This window comes from Paraburkholderia sediminicola, from assembly GCF_046026895.1.
GTDB classification, from domain to species: domain Bacteria; phylum Pseudomonadota; class Gammaproteobacteria; order Burkholderiales; family Burkholderiaceae; genus Paraburkholderia; species Paraburkholderia sediminicola_C.
Genome location: NZ_JAQQEU010000033.1, coordinates 24150 through 39780 on the forward strand (window position 1 = coordinate 24150; position 15631 = coordinate 39780).

13 protein-coding genes and 3 pseudogenes are annotated in these 15631 nt (G+C 61.2%); 8 read left to right on the forward strand and 8 right to left on the reverse strand.

Features of this window, described 5'->3' with window-relative positions; genetic code table 11:
- Nucleotides 1–409: 409 nt before the first annotated feature.
- On the reverse strand, nt 410–769 hold the full coding sequence (locus PQR02_RS22385; protein ID WP_408235965.1) for a BON domain-containing protein: 360 nt from the start codon (nt 767–769) through the stop codon (nt 410–412).
- A gap of 441 nt (nt 770–1210) precedes the next feature.
- Here PQR02_RS22385 and PQR02_RS22390 point away from each other — a divergent pair, with 441 nt between their 5' ends.
- Nucleotides 1211–1840, forward strand: coding sequence for a DNA-3-methyladenine glycosylase (locus PQR02_RS22390; protein WP_408235968.1), 630 nt, complete (start codon nt 1211–1213; stop codon nt 1838–1840).
- 293 nt (nt 1841–2133) lie between these two features.
- The gene (locus PQR02_RS22395; protein WP_408235971.1) at nt 2134–2475 is read left to right on the forward strand and encodes a DUF4148 domain-containing protein; all 342 of its coding nucleotides are present in this window, start codon (nt 2134–2136) and stop codon (nt 2473–2475) included.
- 407 nt (nt 2476–2882) lie between these two features.
- On the opposite strand, the gene PQR02_RS22400 is transcribed toward PQR02_RS22395, so the two are convergent.
- The gene (locus tag PQR02_RS22400) at nt 2883–3326 is read right to left on the reverse strand and encodes a CBS domain-containing protein (RefSeq protein ID WP_408235974.1); all 444 of its coding nucleotides are present in this window, start codon (nt 3324–3326) and stop codon (nt 2883–2885) included.
- 281 nt (nt 3327–3607) lie between these two features.
- Between PQR02_RS22400 and ribA the strand changes: the two genes are divergently transcribed.
- From ribA to PQR02_RS22415, 3 genes are all read left to right on the forward strand, one after another.
- Complete coding sequence (gene ribA / locus PQR02_RS22405; protein WP_042328071.1) at nt 3608–4258, forward strand: GTP cyclohydrolase II; 651 nt, start codon at nt 3608–3610, stop codon at nt 4256–4258.
- Between the two features lie 418 nt (nt 4259–4676).
- Nucleotides 4677–5261 (forward strand): glutathione binding-like protein, encoded by a 585-nt coding sequence (locus tag PQR02_RS22410; RefSeq protein ID WP_408235977.1) that lies wholly within the window; start codon nt 4677–4679, stop codon nt 5259–5261.
- Nucleotides 5262–5934: 673 nt separating this feature from the next.
- Entirely contained in the window at nt 5935–6225 is a 291-nt protein-coding gene (locus tag PQR02_RS22415; RefSeq protein ID WP_408235980.1) for a hypothetical protein, read from the forward strand.
- A 227-nt stretch (nt 6226–6452) separates the two neighbouring features.
- Here PQR02_RS22415 and PQR02_RS22420 read toward each other — a convergent pair whose 3' ends face one another.
- The 6 genes and pseudogenes from PQR02_RS22420 to PQR02_RS22445 form a co-directional block, all read right to left on the reverse strand.
- Nucleotides 6453–6821, reverse strand: a complete 369-nt coding sequence (locus PQR02_RS22420) for a response regulator (RefSeq protein WP_408235983.1) — start codon at nt 6819–6821, stop codon at nt 6453–6455.
- 327 nt (nt 6822–7148) lie between these two features.
- A complete protein-coding gene (locus PQR02_RS22425) occupies nt 7149–7472 on the reverse strand; it encodes a hypothetical protein (RefSeq protein ID WP_408235986.1) in 324 nt (107 codons plus the stop codon).
- 365 nt (nt 7473–7837) lie between these two features.
- Nucleotides 7838–8055 (reverse strand): annotated as a pseudogene (locus PQR02_RS22430) (efflux transporter outer membrane subunit); the annotation flags it as partial.
- A pseudogene (locus PQR02_RS22435) lies at nt 8037–8229 on the reverse strand (HlyD family secretion protein); the annotation flags it as partial. The pseudogenes PQR02_RS22435 and PQR02_RS22430, both read right to left, overlap by 19 nt.
- Nucleotides 8230–8662: 433 nt before the next feature.
- Nucleotides 8663–9070: a hypothetical protein gene (locus PQR02_RS22440; protein ID WP_408235988.1), complete on the reverse strand. Its 408-nt coding sequence runs from the start codon at nt 9068–9070 to the stop codon at nt 8663–8665.
- A 283-nt stretch (nt 9071–9353) separates the two neighbouring features.
- Nucleotides 9354–9764: pseudogene (locus PQR02_RS22445) on the reverse strand (LysR substrate-binding domain-containing protein); the annotation flags it as partial.
- A gap of 528 nt (nt 9765–10292) precedes the next feature.
- Here PQR02_RS22445 and PQR02_RS22450 point away from each other — a divergent pair.
- The 3 genes from PQR02_RS22450 (at nt 10293) to PQR02_RS22460 (ending at nt 15536) form a co-directional block, all read left to right on the forward strand.
- Complete coding sequence (locus PQR02_RS22450; RefSeq protein WP_408236111.1) at nt 10293–11501, forward strand: zinc-dependent alcohol dehydrogenase; 1209 nt, start codon at nt 10293–10295, stop codon at nt 11499–11501.
- A gap of 726 nt (nt 11502–12227) precedes the next feature.
- Nucleotides 12228–14909, forward strand: a complete 2682-nt coding sequence (locus PQR02_RS22455) for an ATP-binding cassette domain-containing protein (protein WP_408235991.1) — start codon at nt 12228–12230, stop codon at nt 14907–14909.
- A gap of 450 nt (nt 14910–15359) precedes the next feature.
- On the forward strand, nt 15360–15536 hold the full coding sequence (locus tag PQR02_RS22460) for a hypothetical protein (RefSeq protein ID WP_408235994.1): 177 nt from the start codon (nt 15360–15362) through the stop codon (nt 15534–15536).
- Nucleotides 15537–15631 lie beyond the last annotated feature (95 nt).

Genomic DNA, 15631 nt, shown 5'->3' on the forward strand with positions numbered 1-15631 from the left:
GGCTTGTCGATGACTGGGACGGCGCGGCATTGCCCCGGATTGAAGCGGGCCTATAGTTAAATTAATGTGTCAACAATGGTACGTAACGTATTAAATTATAAGAGATAATTTTGGGCGGCCGTGATTTCACCGTGTTCTGGCGCTGCATTGACGGCAGACGTAATGATGCCCCAAGCGGCGCGCTGGTCGCGACGCAAAGGAAGAAGATTCGGGGAGACAGATCGCCTGCGCAGAACTGCGCAGCTGGTGGGCGGTGGGTTGGGATGAACGGCGATTGCGCTGGGCGCACGCGAGTCGTGTCGGCCGAAAGGTATGGCGCCAACCAACCGGTTCGACACCATTCGGGGGCACCAATGTCGCGCAGCCGGACACTGGCGCCCACCTGGTTCTCTACAGCAAAGCTATCCGATTACTGGCCGCCTTCAGCACGAATCGTCAGCGCATTCTTGACCGACTTCACGCCCGGCACGCCTTGCGCTGCTGTCGTCGCGAGGTCGAGTTGCGATTGTTCCGGCACCGAACCTTCCAGTGTCACGTTACCGTCGCGCGCGCGCACGGTGATGTGCGCCACGCTCACGCCCTTCGTCTTCGACAGTGCGCTGCGGACCTTGCGTTGCAAGGCGCGGTTAGCCGCCTTGGTCTGCTTGGCCGTCGGCGCCGCCGTCGTGGCCGCAGATGCGGCAGCTTCGCTGCTTTGCGCATAGGCATTGAGGGACGCCAGAACGATCAGCGCGCCGCCGATCATCTTCATTGCCGGGAATGCTTTCATTCAACTTTCTCCTATTGTCATAAGTACGCAGTCCCCGGGTGGGGACGGTTTGCTACACCAACGAGTAAAACCGGATCAAATCTGAATGGAACGGTAATGCGCGCCGTGCGAAAGCTTTCAATCCGTATGCCGATTCGGGTCGTGTACAAGCTTGTGTACGAGCGTGCGCAACCCGGCAAAGGCGGACTGCCGGCAGGAGAGAACAATACAACAATTAGTGCCATGTTGACGCCAGGCTGTCTCGAAATGAGGCTTTGACACAACGATTGGACTGATGAGAACAGGGTGATGTCGGGGTTTAGGTTCTTTGATTCCGTGTTTGCATGATATTTAATCCACTTTCGGCGTGGCTTTCCCAGGCTTTGGAATAACCTGCGCCTACGGATCGTGGGCATTTATTTGAAACTTCGTCGATCGGATTTCGATAATCGGGGACAACGCATGCGAAATGAACTGCTTTCTATTGCGCCGCTGCGCCGCGACGATTTACCGGTCGACACGGTCGCACTGGCGCGCTTCATGGTCGGCAAATATCTCGTGCACGATCTGCCGGAAGGGCGCATGAGCGGGCGGATCGTCGAAACCGAGGCTTACCCGCTCGGCGATTCCACCAGTCACGCGTCTATCGGCCGCCGTCCGCATAACGGCTCGATGTTTCTCGCGCCCGGGCATGCCTATGTGCGGCTCACCTATGGACTGTCGTACATGCTCAATCTGTCCGCCGAAGCGCATGAGATCGGCGCCGGCATCCTGGTGCGCGCGGTCGAGCCGCTCGAAGGGCTGCCGCTGATGGAAGCGCGGCGCCCCGGCGTGCCGCTGCGCGATCTCGCGCGCGGTCCGGGCCGTCTGACGATGGCGTTCGGGATCGACCAGACATTCGATGGCCGCGATCTGTGCACAGGACGCGGGCTGTGGATCGGCGTGATCGAGCGGGGCGACACGCCGATCGGCGTGACGACGCGCATCGGCTTGTCGCGCGAAATGCATCGACCGCTGCGGTTTTTCGAACCGGGCAGCGCCTTCGTCAGCGGCCCGCGCAAACTGCTGATGATGCCGCATTCCGGTGCATAAAAACCCTGCGCAAATTCGACCGCCGACGCCATGCATCGTGGTAAAAACTGCTCAGATTAGACATATCTGAGAAGCATCAGACACAACGGCTTACGAGGCGACAATTATTACCGGAAATGGAAATTTAACTCGCATCACGTTGGGTAATCTCCGGGAAAGCTTGCGAATCAAGCAATTATGTATCGCCAAATTTAGGGTTTTCCCGTGCCATTCTGGTGACTAGACTCAATTCATTCGCTTCGCACTTTGTGTGGAAAGCGATGCAAAGACACCAAGTCTGGAGGTACGTCATCATGAAATCGCTCATCAAGGCAGTCGCAATTGCAGCCATTCTTGCAGCTCCGGTCGCCGCGTTCGCGCAGGCCAGCCAGCAACCCGTGACGCGCGCGGATGTTCGCAACGAATTGATCCAGATTGAACAGGCCGGCTACAACCCGGCCACCTCGAACGACGTCAGCTACCCGGCCGACGTCCAGGCCGCCGAGCGCCGTGTGCAGGCACAGAACCCGACTGTCGCGCAGACCCACCCGGTCGCCGATACAAGCGGGTACGGAGCGCCGATGAGCGGTTCGTCGCAAGCAGGCGGCATGCTGCAGCCGATGAGCGGGCCGAAGGGCGTGTATTTCGGCAATTGAGTTTTCGCCAGGGGCAGTAGTCGAATCGGGAAACGGGTGGCCGGTGTAGGCGGCCACCTGTTGCGCGGCGCAGCGAATGGCTCACAAGCGTGCGCCGAGCTACGTACGCCTGCACGTCTACGAGGAATCTGAGGTGGTCACGGCGTCAGTGCGGGGGTGTCGATGACATGCCCGGACGGCATCGCAACGCGATCAAGCCGTGCGCGATCCGCGATCCGGCAATCGCAGCGGTGCACGCACCCGCTTGCGCCATGCCGCGCGTGAGGCGAGACGCTCCCGGTTCAATTCAAGGAACCTCCGCTGCCGCAAGGTAGCTTCGCCCAACCTATTGAAGATTGGGCTTTTTTTGCACCGTTTTTCGCGCTCGCGCTGCCGTTCTGGCGGCGATCAACATGCCGCGCCGGCCCTCAAGGCCGCTCGCCGTGAATATAGAACTCGAGCTGCTGTATCGTGAATTGCTGCTCGGCGATGATGTTCTTCACCAGGTCGCCGATCGACACCATGCCGACCAGCCGGTCGTTCTCGATCACCGGCAAGTGGCGCATGCGCCGCTCGGTCATCAGCGCCATGCAGTCTTCGGTGGTCTGGTCGGGACGCACGAAGCGCACCGCCTTGCTCATGATGTCGCGCACCGGCGTGGCCTTCGAAGAACGATCCATCAGCACCACCTTGCGCGCATAGTCACGCTCCGTGATGATGCCGGCGATGCTGTCACCGTCCGTCACGACCAGTGCGCCGATGCCCTTTTCGGCCATCAGTCGGATCGCCTCGTAGACGGAATCGTCGGCGCCGATCGTGAAGACGCCGGTGTTGGTCGGTTTCGTTTTAAGAAGCTGGGCAACGCTTGTCATGGAGCGGCTCCGTTTCGCAGTGCAGCGCACCGGCACGGCGCGCTGTCGTGTGGGACAGGCCATTCCAGTATAGGCGGGACGCGCCGCCCCAGTAGTTCGGGAATACGTGTGGCGCGCCGCGCGTTCAATTGAGGTAGCGCTGCCGCGCCGCAGCGCGCCATGCGCCGCTCCGTGCACCAGGCAGGGTCATACGGGTGCGCTACGCGGATTAGCGGTAAACTCGCACTCCATACCTTATCCCCGGTTTGATCGGGTTCATGTCAGCACCACTGTCCAACGCCATGCTCACGTCTCACGATCCATCGCCCGCAGCAGACGGCGCAATCAACGGCGAGTGCGTCGTTCTCGACGCCACTGCCACGCTTCCCACGCGCTACGGCACGTTCACTTCCTACGTGTTCCGCGTGTGTGAAAGCGGCGCCGAACATCTCGCGCTCGTGATGGGCGATGTCGCCAACCAGTCGTCCGTGTTGACGCGCCTGCATTCCGAGTGCCTCACGGGCGACGTGCTCGGTTCGTACCGTTGCGACTGCGGCGAGCAGCTCGACCTCGCGCTGCGCTATATCGCGGCCGAAGGCTGCGGCGTGCTGCTGTATTTGCGCGGCCACGAAGGGCGCGGCATCGGCCTGTCGAACAAGATTCGCGCGTATGCGCTACAGGAGCAGGGGCGCGATACCGTCGAGGCCAATCTCGACCTCGGCCTGCCGGACGATTCGCGCGAATACGATTCGGCCGCGGGTATTCTGCGCACACTGAAGGTCACCTCGGTGCGCTTGATGAGCAACAATCCGGAGAAGTTCGACACGCTGTCCAAGCATGGCATTCCGGTGTGCGAGCGGGTCGCGCTGGCGATTCCGATGCGCGAGGAGAACGAGCGCTATATCCGCACCAAGCAGCTCAAGTTCGGGCACTACTTCGACGAGAACGAATAGCGCAAAACCCGGACGTGTGCGAGACGGTGAACTGCTCGGATTTCCTGGACAGGTCCAGATAACTGCGTCAGTTCACCTGAAGTGCTCGGATTTCCTGGGACAGGTCCCGGAGTTAGTGTTCCACGTATCTGCATTGCGACCAGCAGCCGGTCGTTTTTGCTATGGCGACCGTGCGCTGCGCTAGAGCGGAAGAATACTGTTCAGTGCTTCCTCGCGGTAGAGCGCGTTTTTAAAATCGAGCCGAACCGTACCTGACATCACCGCTGCACCGACGCGGGGCCCAACGCCCTAGGCGACCTGATTCATCGCCTCTCCCGCGCATTACGGTCCCAGCCAATCGATTCCGTGTATGGGCGACGGCACGACCCTTGCTCTCCTGAGGACGGCCCAGCCCTTTTACGACAAGGAGACGCTTATCATGAAGCTCTACTATTCACCCGGTGCCTGCAGCCTTGCCGACCATATCGCGATGCACGAGGCCGATCTCACGTTCGACAGGGTTCGTGTCGACCTGAAGACCAAGGAGACCGAGACCGGAGAGAATTTCGAGCAAATCAATCCAAAAGGCTACGTCCCAACGCTAGAGATGGACGATGGTCAGCGACTCACTGAAAACATCGCAATCCTTTCGTGGGTCGCCCAGCGCAAACCGGCGCTTGCGCCGAACGCCGAACCCGGCGGGCTGCGCCTGCTGGAAATGCTAGCGTTCATTTCGACTGAAATTCACAAGCAGTTCGGCCATGTTTTTAAGCCCACCTCGGATGCCGACGCAACAACAGCACGCGAAAAGGTCGGCCAGCGCTTCCAACAGATTGCGGCCATGTTCAAGGGAGATTACCTCTTTGGCAGCGAAGCGAGCGTGGCAGATGCCTATTTGTTCACCATGCTGCTCTGGGCGGAAAAAGTGGGAATCGAAATGCCGCAAAAGTTGACTGATTTTTCGGCACGGATGCGCTCGCGTGCGGCCGTACAGCTTGCCTTGAAGCACGAAGGGCTGGAGTAATGGGAGGCCGCGTCGCATGTTGGCCGGCCGGATCACGCCGCAGTTTTTGAGCGCCCCGAGGGTGGGCATTTCCGGGAGGAGGCAGTTCAAGACGCTCCCCGTAAAAAGAAACCGCGGGCACCCGTTCGTAGCGCTCGTGCGACTTCCTTTGTGTTGCACCGATCGGTTAAATCCGCAAGTCCACGCGGCCGCTGATGCTCGGCACGCAAGCGCGAAGCCCCCGTGGCATGAGATAGTCGAAGGAAAGTGACGAGTTGTTCCCGCTCTATGTCGACGTCAAAGTCGCGCGCAACGCCAAGTTCGCGAATGACGGCCTGTTGCCTGGCATTCCTCTCGATAGCAGTTGGCAGGGTCAGGGCGTAGTCCTATGAGATTGTTCTCGCTGCGTGCGCGGGAGTTGATGGAAGTAATGCTCGATGCGGGACAGCGCGTACAGCGCGGCTGCCGAGCGCACGTCGTTTCTGTTGCCCGGAAATTGCCGCGTTTCAGCGAACGTGAGCAACTCGCCGTTGCGGTCCGGAACGACCACGCGAAGGTCGGCCCGCAAATGAAATGACCGGCCAGTCAAAACGTTGGGTTTTGCGTCACCCCTCGCGTTTTGCCAGGAATGCCTCGCCGTGCAGGCGGCGTCTGGTATGACACATGCTCGCCAGAGTGCACGGAGGCAGCGCTAATGGCGCTACTCGAACTGGAGACGATCATGAAGTGGATAGTGGCGACAGTGGGCATTTTTTCTCTCATTGCTGGTACCTCTGGGGTTGCGCAGACCGATAAAAGCACCGCGACGCCCGATGACCAGGGCACGAAAAACACGCACCCGGGCACCGATAGCCAAAGCATGGGCCGCGCTGCGGACGTCGGCAGCCCGAAACCTGGAAGCGGGACATTAATGCAGCAGCGTGAGAGCGGCATGTCTCCGCAAGGCGCGCCGGGTGCCAAGACGACGGGCAAGATGAAGCAATGAGAGTTGGGGCGACCGAAGAGGTCGCGCCGAGAGCAATCGCGCAATCTGATGAGGCGTGTCGCCTTTGCGCGGGCGCTCCCACATGAACGCCTTCTGGCTCTCGCTGTAGTAGATCCGGGGTCTCTCCTTCATGGCAACACTCCAGCCGCCACATTACTCTGCATCGACCGGTTGAGTCCGCACCCGGATGGCAGCGTATCAAATTATTGCCGGCGGCCCAGGCGTTTCTACGTGTCGTCGCGAGCCAAACCGGATTGGCGGACTGCGGCGAGTAACGCAGCCAGCGATACGGGTTTGGCAACGTGGGCATTGAAGCCGGCCTGCAGCGCTTCGGACGCGTCTTTTTCGCGTCCAAATCCGGTCAAGGCGATTGCTGGCGTGGTTGCCATCCGGGGTGATTTGCGAAGCTGCGCCATGAGTTCATAGCCGCTCATTCCTGGCATGCCGATATCCGACAGGATCAGATCAAACCGGGCTTCGGCTGCTGCGGCAAGCGCCGCCTTTCCGCTGAGTTCGGCACGGACCTTCGCGCCTTTCATTTCAAGCAATGCGCGGAAGGCATCGAGCGTGTCTTCGGAATCGTCAACCAGCAACACGCGCAAATCCATAGCCGCGGGCCCGGCTGCATGGGCGGCGAGGGCGCCGACTGCCCAGCGTACACCGGTCTACAGAGGCGCGGAAGCAGGAGCCGCATATCATTTAGCAGTTAGATACCACCGCAGTCGCCGGATTTTTTTGCCGCTTAAGCGAAATCGGTAATTTGTGAGGACCGCATGCAGAGGACGCATGAGGACGTAGTTCATGAGGGCTCGACACTCGCCCTCATGAACTACGCTCCCGTCGATTACCGCCGGCCTAACGACCGGTAGCCGGGCGCCACTATCCACTCGTTACGTCAGGCCCGCGATGCGACCTGCAGCATTTCATCCCGCCGACACTCCGGCCGAAATGTCACTTTGGATGGTCGGCGTCACGAACTGCCTGGCTGCCAGGTCCCCGTCGCGCTTGCCGATCCATGCGAATGCCCATTGCTGGGCGACCTCGATTGCCTCTTCCTCGGTATCGAACCACGAAAGATTACGTTCAATGTGCATTTCCCCGTCTACGTCGTCGTCGGTGGTCGCGCGGACCAGCCGGGCATGCGCGAAGAACTTCCCGAAACCAAAATCCGGCGTGGCATCAATGATCCACCCATGGTACCCACATTGCATGATTGCCTCCGAGGCTAAGGGATTCGAAAAGGCCAACGTATCTGTTTATCTAACCGCGTGATGCTCCTCTATCAGTCAAGCTCGCAGTCGTCCTTTGTTGAAACTGGCAAACGTCCGTCGCGGCCGCGTTCGATAGCGATGTCCGATGCTTCGGCGACCCGCTTCCCATTAACGGTCGCAGCAAATTGCATACCCCATCATCGCTTGCGTGCCGGCGTCTTCCGGTGCCGGAATTGCACAGCGCGATGCGTCCAGAGGAAGGGAAGGAGTGGACTCCTAAGTAGTACCTGACGTCCGCGGAAACAGCGTGGACTGCAAGCGATCAGAGCCATCGCCGCCTTTCCACGCCCGGTTTGGCCGCAATATAAGCGTGACGCGCACCAATTACACGATTGACCCACCGGTGCAGTCGCCTGCGCATTCCAGCCGCCACCGAGCGCCTTGTAAAGCGAGACGAGATCGGTGCAGACCTGAAGCTGGCCTGCTGCACGGTACGCTGCGCTTCGCTAGTCTGGCGCGCGGCGTCGGGCACATCGATGAACGAGACGAAACCTTTGCGATAGCTGTCGCGCGCGAGATCGAGCGCGCGCTGCCGCGCGACGACGCTTTCATCGATGGCGAGCTGCGCCACGTAGCCCGAGGCTCTCGGCGCGATGGTGATGGCATTGCCGTCGACGTAGGAATCGTCGGTGCTCATCTGGTTACGCGTCGCGAACCACCAGATGAACGCTCCCAGAGCAAGCACGACGAGCACGACTGAAAGCACGATCAAAGGTTTTTTGCCGGGATGCTTGCCGGAGGCTTTGTCTTTTCCCCAAGCGCTGCTCTTGTCGCCGCCGTTGTTGCCGTCATTGTCGCCCTCGGTATCGGCACCTTTGTCTGCGCGCTACGGGGCGGCTTGCCCCGGTGCCGGCGCGCCCAGCCCCGATGGCGCCTGTGCCGTCCCGCTCAGCCGCGGCGATCGGCAGGTGGCCGTTGCGAGTTGCGTGGGTGGCGCCGCGCCTTGGGTTTGGTGCGCTCGCGAAGGACACCAGCGGCCCCACCCTGCCGAAGGCATGCTGCGGGCATCAGCTCACATGTTCGATCAACGCATCGGACACCGCTTCCGGGGCTTCGCGTAGCGGAAAGTGGCCGACGCCCTCCATCACGATCCGACGATAGCCGCCGCTAGAATGCGCCTCCATACCCTCCGACTCTGCCGGCTCATCGCACAGGTCCGCGCCTCCTTACACCATCAACGTGGGCACGCCGATACGGCCGATCGTCGCAAGCTGCTGCCGTAGCTCTGCGTAAGCCGGATCGGATGGTTCATCTTGCCGCCAGCGGCGGCGATAACCATTCAGAGTGATCGGCAGCCAGTCGGCATTGTCGAAGCTCGCCGCACTCCGAGCGAACTCTTCGTCATCGAACCAGCCCGGCGGCGACCAGGTCTCCCACTGAATCCGTGCGAAACCTTTCGGATCGGCTCGCACGGCATCCGGGCCGCCATCGAGCGCCATGAACCATTGGTACCAGAACTTGCGCGCCTGCGAGAAGCCGGGTAACGCGAACCGGCCGTACGGCTGAAACGCGAGCGCAAGTGCGGCGATCCGCTTCACCCGGGTCTTGGAACTGTCCGCGCTAAATGATCGCACCGTGAATCGCCCGAGTGCGCACGCATACTCGTCGCCTGTTCACCGCCAATGTATCAATCCGGGCAACGTATGAAGAGGACACACCATGGAGGGATACTTAAAGACCGTCCCACGCTCGGAAGGAGGGGCACGTGTTTGTAGCCGGCCTCGATGTTTCACACATACCGTTACGCTTTAAAGGAGCGCACCGGCCAAGTTCATCGTAGCCCTGTTGTTCGAATAAGAGTTACCGGCGACGGTCTGACTGACTCGGTGTAATGGCTCATCTACGTCACTATCACAACTAGCGCCGCGATCGTTTCGTACCCGGTGTAGTTCGACGAAGTTTGTGTGTAGGGTCGCGCCGAGCCGACTCGACCGGATTTTGCGCCGCCGTCGCCATGATCCACTCTTTGAATGCAGTGACTGCGTCGTCGTCCGCGCGATCCGTGTTCACGACCAACGTGTAATCGGGTCCGCGCCACGCCGGCTCTGATATCGGACACACGAGACGCCCTGTTGCGATTTCGCGCTCGATGAGCGGCAGCGACGCCAACGTCACGCCGAGGTCTTCAGTGGCTGCGCCCAATCGGAGAAAGACATGATCGAAGTCGAGATGGCGGATACCCTGCAGGCCTGGTGCGCCTGCCTCCCGTAACCAGTCGGACCAGGCGGTGCGAGTGCTCGTGGAGTGAAGGAGCGTTGATTCAGGCAGTCGGCGCTCGAATGAATGGCTTGCGCGAGCGCCGATCCAGAGTGCCTGTAAGTAGCGACGAGGTACTTGCAGAGCGCCACGGCGACATTCGACGCGAGAGCATAGAAAATTGCGCGGGAACAGTCGTTGGTGTAGATCGGCATACCGCGACCGTACTTTTATCCTGGTTCAGCAAGGCTTAGATGACGACGTCGCAGGTGACCGGGGTGCGAGCCGAAAATTCGTCGAGGTGCAGAAGGCGCTGCTGCTTTGCCTGAACAGCAATCCAGCAGCCCGGCCGAGGTCTCAAAATCAGTCGGCAATCAATAAGGCGCCGTCAGTGGCATGGGGCGTTTCCAGTCCCGCCAATGCGCCGCTGGCAACGAGCGTTAAGGCTGCGATGCTGTGCGGGCGATATGAGCTGGCCGAACCTTGCCGACGACACGGACGCAGAGCGCCAGTGGAGCCGTCGGACTTCTTATAAGGCGCAACATATTTTGCAGAACGTGATCGACGGCCTTGAACGCGCGTCGTCGGAAGGAGTTCATGATGAAAGCGGTGGTGTTTCACGGCGTCGGCGACATTCGTCTCGACAACGTTCCGGAACCGGAACTACAACAGCCCACTGACGCGCTGGTGCGTCTCACTTCCAGCGCCATTTGCGGCACCGATCTGCACATGGTGCGGGGTACGCTGGGCGACATGGTGCCCGGCACTATCCTCGGCCATGAAGGTGTCGGCATAATCGAGGAAGTGGGCCGCGCGGTGCGTAATTTTCGCGGCGGCGACCGCGTCCTGATTCCGTCCACCATCTCCTGCGGGTTCTGTTCATATTGCCGTGCTGGCTACACCGCACAGTGCGATACGGCGAATCCGCACGGCGCAGCCGCGGGCACCGCGTTTTTCGGCGGTCCGAAGATGACGGGCCCGTTTCAGGGCTTGCAGGCTCAGTACGCTCGCACGCCGCTGGCGAACGCGAGCCTGATCCGCCTGCCTGACGCAATCGACGACGATCGCGCGATTCTCCTGTCCGATATTTTCCCGACCGGTTATTTCGGCGCGCAACTGGCGGGGGTGCGAACCGGCGACACGGTGGCAGTCTTCGGCGCGGGGCCGGTTGGGCAGTTTGCGGTTGCGAGCGCCAGGCTGATGGGCGCGGGACGCGTGATCGCGGTGGACCGGGTTGCGTCGCGTCTCGAGATGGCCCGCGCGCAGGGTGCGGAAGTCATCAACTTCGACGAAGAAGATCCCGTCGACATGATCTTGCAACTCACAGGCGGAATTGGCGTGGACCGGGTGATCGACGCGGTCGGCGTGGACGCGGTGCGCGCGGCGCAGGGGCCCGCCGCGGAGAAAGACAAGGACAAGCAGCAGGCCTTCGATGAGGAGGTCAAGCAGGTCGCACCGCAAGCCAAACCCGATGGCGACAACTGGAGGCCAGGGAGCGGTCCGTCGCAGGTGTTGTCGTGGGCGGTGCGGGCCGTCGCGAAGGCGGGCACTGTCTCGATCATCGGCGTCTATCCACAGACCGACCATGTGTTTCCGATCGGCGAGGCGATGAACCGCAACCTCGTGCTGAGAATGGGCAATTGCAACCATCGCGCTATCACGCCGCATCTGGTCGAACTGGTCAGTAACGGGTCGTTCGATCCGCTGGCCGTGCTGACGCAACGCGAACCGATTGCCGACGCGATCTCGGCGTACCGCGCATTCGACCTGCGCGAGCCCGGCTGGATCAAGGTCAAGCTCGAGCCCTAGCTCGTGTCCGATTCCTGCTCCGGCACGGCTTGAATGTGAGCGACAGCGCCGACCGCCGGTACGCCACGGCGCGCACACGTCCAGGTCGAGCGGCGCGCCAGCCGCATGCGGTGATGCGGCGAAGCCGCTTGCCGCCCGCGCATGGAAATAGCGGGCGGTCAGCCGCAAACCATCGTCGAGCGAAGTATACGGTTGCCAGCCGAGCAACTCGCGCGCGCATGAAATATCCGGCTGACGAGGCGTTCATGGCGTGCCTCGGGTGCCGAGCGACGTCCAGTTAGAGGCGGCGAATTCCTGACGCACGATGATCTGTGCGGCTCGTGGCGCCTAGCCGCGCAGCGGACGCGAATGTGCGCGGTCCCCGCTGATGGCGGCCGGTAGCAGGCGGGGTGCCAATCGCTATAGAAAGACATTCCGAAGAACCCCACGCTTTGTCGCAACCCATTGAAGCGCTGTGGCATACCCCGTTTTCATTCGGGGAAGCGCTTTGGCGTTCCCTGTTTCTACAAAGGCGGATGTAACTTCGGGCAAACCCTTGCTTCAGTACTACGATGGATCGTGCCGATGAGCGTCGGCGGTGCACTGCCACCACGTTCGTGCGGGGCCGCTTTTACCGATAGGCAGGCGCGCCGCTTGCTCGCCCGTCCCTTCGTCATGCAATCCTTTCCGCATTGTCTTTCGATGCCAATGAGGTGCTTGCTGGCCGCGCCGTCTCTCTGGATCACCATGCCGAATTCCAACGGGTCGCCTCGCTCACGTCTGACAGGCCGCATTGCCGCCGATCTGACGCTCGCCGTGTGGCGCTACCGCAAGCAGGCCCTCGTGTCCCTGTTGTTGATGGTCACGGCGAAGTTTTCAATCGTGCTGATGCCGCTCGTGCTGAAGCACATCGTCGACGAGCTGGGTCATCCGCTCGCGCATGCGCTGTTTCCGGTTTTTCTGGTGTTGGCTTACGCGTTGTTGCGGTTTTTCGGCGATGCGCTGAACGAAGCGCGCGACGTCGTGTTCAGCATTGTCACGCAGCGCACGGTCGCCGCGTTCACCGAACGGACCTTCGCGCACCTGCTTCGGATGAGCGCGCGTTTTCACGCAGGGCGCGAGACCGGTGCGATCGTACGCGACGTGCAGAAGGGCGCGGACGGGATCGGATTTCTGCTCGGCGTCGCGCTCTTCACGATCGTGCCGACCGCTTTCGAGATCGCGACGATCGTCGCGATCATGGTTCACAAGTACGCAGGCGAGTTCGTGCTGACGATCGCGGTCACGTTCGTCTGCTACGCGGTGTATACCCTCATCTTCACGCGGCGGCGGATCGCGTTCCAACGCGCGACGAACGTGCTGGAAGCGCAATCGGACGGCCGGCTCGTCGACAGCTTGCTGAACTACGACACCGTCAAATACTTCGCGACGGAGGACACCGAAACCAGACGCTTGAGCGAAGTGCTGGAGAAGTGGGTTCATGCAAGAACGGCGAATCAGAATGCGTTGAGCACGTTGCATGTCGGACAAAGCGCGGTGATCGCGCTCGGCATAGGCGCGATCATGCTGCTTGCCGCGCAGCATGTGGTGGAGGGCACGATGAGCGTCGGGGATCTGATTCTGGTGAACGCGTACATCATCCAGATCTGCATGCCGTTGAATACGTTGGGCTTCGTGTTCCGCGAGACCAACGATGCGCTGGTCAACGTGGAGCGGATGTTTGCCATCCTTGACACGCGCGGACGCGTGGGCGAGGACGTCGACGACCCTGCGTCGAAGCCGCTGGTCGTCACCGCCGGAAAGATAGATTTCGAACATGTGGATTTCGGCTACGATGCCGCGCGCCAGATTCTGCGTGATGTCGACTTTCACGCGTATGCGGGCAAGACGCTCGCAGTAGTGGGCGGTAGCGGGTCGGGAAAGTCGACGCTGGTGAAGCTGCTGTTCCGGCTGTATCAACCCGAACGCGGCGCGATACGCATCGATGGGCAAGATATCGGCAAGGTCACACAGCGAAGCTTGCGCGAGGCGATCGGCATCGTGCCGCAAGATACCGTGCTATTCAACGAGACGATCGCCTACAACATCGCGTATGGGCGAGCAACGGCCACGCGAGCGGACGTGGTGCGCGCGGCGCGCGCCGCGCAACTGGACGAATTCATCGAGCGATTGCCCGACCATTACGACACGCGCGTCGGTGAGCGCGGTGTGCGGCTCTCCGGCGGCGAGCGGCAGCGCATCGCAATCGCGCGAGCGATTCTCAAGGACCCGCGCATCATCGTGTTCGACGAAGCGACTTCCGCGCTCGACACGCGCTCCGAGCGAGCGATCCAGACAGAATTGACGCGTCTCGCGCAAGGGCGTACATCGATCGTGATCGCGCATCGGCTTTCCACCGTGGTGGACGCTGACTGGATTCTGATCATGGAGCATGGCCGCGTGGTGGAGCAGGGCACACATCGCGACTTGCTCGCGTGCGAAGGTGTCTACGCGAAGATGTGGTCGCTGCAATGGCAGCAGGGCGAACTGGAACACGCGCAGCGCAAGGTGACCGCGCAGTCGGTGAGTCTCGCCGCGTTGGTGGCCGCCGTGATCGATGGATTGCACGACGAGATTGCGGCACGTCGCGTGACCCTCTACGCGGAACTGAGCGATGACGATCTGCGTGTGACCGGCGACCCTGGCACGTTGCAGCCGCTAATCGCGGACCTGTGCCGCAACGAGATGGCGCACGCGGGGCCGGGGCACCGCATTGCGCTACGAGCGGAGCGCCACAACAATCATGCGTGGGTCAGTGTGCTCGGCCCAGGTGACAAGCCGGCGGAGCTTTCGCAGTCAGACGCGCAACGGATGGAGTCGGCGCTGACCGCGACGGGCGGCGGCTTTACGCTGATGCCGTGGCGCGGGCGACTCGCGTATGTGGCGATGTTGCCGCTGCGTCCCGTCGCCGATCCCGACGCGGCGAATGCGCCGCCGGTTGAGCGCACTGAGGGCGCGAGGCCGCTCGACGGCCTGCTGATCATGGCTATAGACGATCAGGAAGAGGCGCGCGACGCACTCGAAGCGGTGTTAGCCGCGAACGGTGCGCGAGTGCGACTCGCGTCGTCGGGTGCTGAGGCGCTCGAATGGCTAGGACCGACGCAGAACAGCCAATGGCCGCATGTCTTGCTGTGCGACATCGTGCTCGCAAACGAAAACGGCTACGATGTGTTGCGCCGGCTGCGGGCTCTGGAGTTGGAACGGCAACTGCCGGTGCAATTGCGATTGCCAGCTATTGCGTTGACCGGCTATACCGGCTCTGAGGACAGCCAGCGCGCACAGATGGCGGGCTTTCAGGCGTTGTTGAGCAAGCCGGTTTCGACTGAACGGCTGATTGCGGAAATACTCAGTCTGGCGCCGGGAGCGGCGCGATCCGACATCAACCCCTAACTACTGCCGCAAATGACGCGAGCACGGGCGAGCAACGCACAGATGCCACGACGTATTTCCTGTCACCTGCGATGTCCATGCCGTCGCCCCAATGCCAGCAAGCGCTTTGCCGTTTCGTGCAGCTTGGAAGAGTGGTGAGCTTGCAAGGGATGTGCCGGCGCCCTACCAGAACGCGGCAGGCATCGGCATACCGAAGCACGCCTGTTCGACCGTCACGCTTACGAAAAGAACGCGTAATTTTTTCAATCAATGAGTCGGTCATCGTGACACTCCCGTTCTGTCCGGTCGCGTCGAAACAGTCCAAAGGGATAGTCGACACTGCCTACCGTTTCGGCCCGCGTTCCGTCGCGGCGCGGCACGCTCGATGCTTTATCAAAACGACGCGGTGGTAGACGCTTTCTCTGCATGCAATCGTGCGTCACCCATCCCCCGGAACAAAAGGAGTTTTTTATGGCTGCCGAATCTGCTCGACCAACCCCGCCTCGCCAGACTGAAAACGATCCGAATGCCGGCGATCGCCATTTGACTCAGGAGCAAAAACAATCGTTGACGAACCAGCCCGCGCCTCCGAAACCGAATCAACGCGGCGATTTGCCGGATCCGAAAGAAGTAGGAGAAGCAGGCTGATTTCGTGTGCAGATCGATCACACGAAATTGACGGTGCAACTGAATCCAGCAACACTACAAGATGGCGCAGGATCTGGCCGCCAAGAAAGGCGTGG

Excerpts from the sequence above, each read along its gene's own strand:
- PQR02_RS22385 (WP_408235965.1), bottom strand. The coding sequence starts at position 769 with ATGAAAGCATTCCCGGCAATGAAGATGATCGGCGGCGCGCTGATCGTT.
- PQR02_RS22390 (WP_408235968.1), top strand. The coding sequence starts at position 1,211 with ATGCGAAATGAACTGCTTTCTATTGCGCCGCTGCGCCGCGACGATTTA.
- PQR02_RS22395 (WP_408235971.1), top strand. The coding sequence starts at position 2,134 with ATGAAATCGCTCATCAAGGCAGTCGCAATTGCAGCCATTCTTGCAGCT.
- PQR02_RS22400 (WP_408235974.1), bottom strand. The coding sequence starts at position 3,326 with ATGACAAGCGTTGCCCAGCTTCTTAAAACGAAACCGACCAACACCGGC.
- ribA (WP_042328071.1), top strand. The coding sequence starts at position 3,608 with ATGCTCACGTCTCACGATCCATCGCCCGCAGCAGACGGCGCAATCAAC.
- PQR02_RS22410 (WP_408235977.1), top strand. The coding sequence starts at position 4,677 with ATGAAGCTCTACTATTCACCCGGTGCCTGCAGCCTTGCCGACCATATC.
- PQR02_RS22415 (WP_408235980.1), top strand. The coding sequence starts at position 5,935 with ATGGCGCTACTCGAACTGGAGACGATCATGAAGTGGATAGTGGCGACA.
- PQR02_RS22450 (WP_408236111.1), top strand. The coding sequence starts at position 10,293 with ATGAAAGCGGTGGTGTTTCACGGCGTCGGCGACATTCGTCTCGACAAC.
- PQR02_RS22455 (WP_408235991.1), top strand. The coding sequence starts at position 12,228 with ATGCCGAATTCCAACGGGTCGCCTCGCTCACGTCTGACAGGCCGCATT.
- PQR02_RS22460 (WP_408235994.1), top strand. The coding sequence starts at position 15,360 with ATGGCTGCCGAATCTGCTCGACCAACCCCGCCTCGCCAGACTGAAAAC.